At 72.6% G+C, this 2,164-nt stretch carries 3 protein-coding genes; all 3 read right to left on the bottom strand.

Translation table 11 applies throughout. From position 1 onward, the window contains the following. A partial coding sequence (locus tag ABZ646_RS45505; RefSeq protein WP_360533362.1) for an amidohydrolase family protein occupies positions 1-736 on the bottom strand: 736 nt, incomplete at its 3' end. Continuing rightward, on the bottom strand, positions 733-1,620 hold the full coding sequence (locus ABZ646_RS45500) for an NAD(P)-dependent oxidoreductase (RefSeq protein ID WP_360533359.1): 888 nt from the start codon (positions 1,618-1,620) through the stop codon (positions 733-735). The genes ABZ646_RS45505 and ABZ646_RS45500, both read right to left, overlap by 4 nt. Next, entirely contained in the window at positions 1,617-1,964 is a 348-nt protein-coding gene (locus ABZ646_RS45495; protein WP_360533356.1) for an antibiotic biosynthesis monooxygenase family protein, read from the bottom strand. The genes ABZ646_RS45500 and ABZ646_RS45495 overlap by 4 nt, the downstream gene beginning before the upstream one ends. Between the last annotated feature and the right edge of the window lie 200 nt (positions 1,965-2,164).

Raw genomic sequence — 2,164 nt, 5'->3', positions numbered from 1 at the left:
CCTCTTCCCCCCCCCCCCGCTCTCCCTTCGGGGCGGAGCCGGGGCGGCCGGCGGGGGGGGCGCCCCCGGCCCAGTGCCGGGGGCGCGCCGCCGTCTGCAGGCGCTCCGGCAGCAGCGCCATCGCGCCACCGCCGGTCGCGCCGATCAGCCGCAGATCCGGGTACTTGTCCAGCCACCCCGCGAAGGCGATCATGGCCATGCCCATGGTGACGTCCCCGAACCGGCCGATCTGCTCGACGAAGCCGATCTCGTCGACCCGTTCCGTGCCGACCGGTTCGGCGGGGGCGTGCACCAGGACCGGCACCCCCGCCTCCGCGGCCAGCGCGAAGAAGGAGTCGGCGCGCGGGGAGCCGAGCAGCTCCCCGTGGACGCTGGACGTGGTGATCAGGCCGACGAAGGCCGGATCCGCCAGGGTCTCCCGCACCCCTTCGAGGTGATCGTCGTCGCCGAACGGGTTGGCGTACACGTAGCCGCGCAACCGGTCGGGGAACTTGGCGATCAGCCCCGACATCCAGGCGTGGAACCCGCGCAGCCGGTCTCGTGGCTGCGCGTAGTTGTCCACGCCCGGTACCCGTGCCATCGCTCCGGCGCCCACGGGGCTGCCGATGATGGTCAGGTCGATGCCTGCCTCGGCGCGAGCGGCGAGCATGCCGTCCACGTCGGTCAGGCTCGGCGGCATGGGGAAGCGTGCGGCCGCCTCCGGCGGGGAGAGGTGCCCGTGGATGTCGATGATCACGTGTCACTGCCCGGTTTCGGTGCGAGTGCGCGGGTGACCGCGGCACAGTCCTGGTCGCCCAGTCCCTGCTCGGTGGCACGGACGTGGGTCTCTGCCGCGGCGGTCGTGAGCGGCAGGCTCAGGCCGACCGCCGCCGCCTGCTTGGTAGCGAGCATGAGGTCTTTCGCCATCAGCCGCAGCCGGAAGTCCGGCTCCTCGAAGCGGCCGGAACCCAGACGCCTCGCCTTGAACGCCATGACCGGAGAGGCGAAGCCGCTGCCCGCGACGGTCTTGAGGACCGACTGCCGGTCCAGGCCGCAGGCGGTCGCCAGTTCGGTGACCTCGGCCAGGGCCTGCACCTCGATGCCCATCAGGAGGTTGAGGCACAGTTTCATCCGCATGCCGGAACCGAGTGCGCCCAGATGGACGACCTCCTTGCCCAGCGCCTCCAGCAGCGGGCGGCAGGCGGTGAACGCCTCTTCCGCGCCGCCGACGAAGAGCCGAAGCTCGCCGTCCCGGGCGTGGTCGCGGTTGCCGAGCATGCCGACGTCCACGACCGAGGGGATGTCCCCGGCGATCTGGAGCACCTCTTCGGGGGAGACGGTGCTGGCGCAGACGAGGACCCCGGGGTAGGGGCCTCTGGACAGGACGCCGTCGGGTCCGTGCAGCACGGACGAGAGGGCCTCGCCGTCGGCGACGACGCAGACGGCGGCACTCGTGCCCGCGACGGCGTCGGCGGGGTGCGGGGCGACGAAGGCGCCTGCCCCGGCGAGCGCTGCGGCCCGCTCCGGAGTACGGTTCCAGACCCGGACCCGCATTCCCCGGTCGAGGAGGCGGGTGGCCAGGCCGGTGCCCATCGTGCCGAGCCCGAGTACGGCGACGGGGCCGCTGGCGGTGCGCGTCATGACGACACCCCCTCGGTCTCCTTGACGACTCGGAACCGCAGCGACTGCGTCGAGTCGACCCACCGGCGCAGCGGAGCCACCAGTGCGCGGTGCTCCGCGCTCTGCTGCCAGGCGAAGAAGTGCCCGGCCGTCTGCCACTCGCTGGTGATGACCCACTGCCGGGAGTCGTCCACGGGTGCTCCCAGCCGCTCGACGATGTGGCCGGGGGTCCGGGCGACGGACTCGCGGAGCTGGTCGTACGCCTCCAGGAATCCCTGCTCGCCGCCCTCGATCACGCGGACGGTGAAGACGACGCTCAGTCTGTCGGCCGGCCGGCCGTTGTTCCTCGTTTCCCTCGTGCCCATGTCTCCTCCTGAGGGTGAGATCCGGCAGGACACGACTTCCACGGCCTCATGTCCCCCGTGCGGACGCAACTCCGAACGGGGGACGGACCAACGGGGACAAGGGGATGACAGCCCGTGATTGCTCTGTCCGGGTGAGTGACGAGGCGGGGGGGGGCACCGGGGGGAGCGGCGGCGCGGGAGGGGGGGGGGGGGGCAGAGCG

The organism is Streptomyces sp. NPDC007162, assembly GCF_040634175.1.
Classification (GTDB): Bacteria; Actinomycetota; Actinomycetes; order Streptomycetales; family Streptomycetaceae; genus Streptomyces.
Note: the sequence above shows the minus strand (reverse complement) of the source record. Positions and strands in the feature narration are given on the sequence as shown.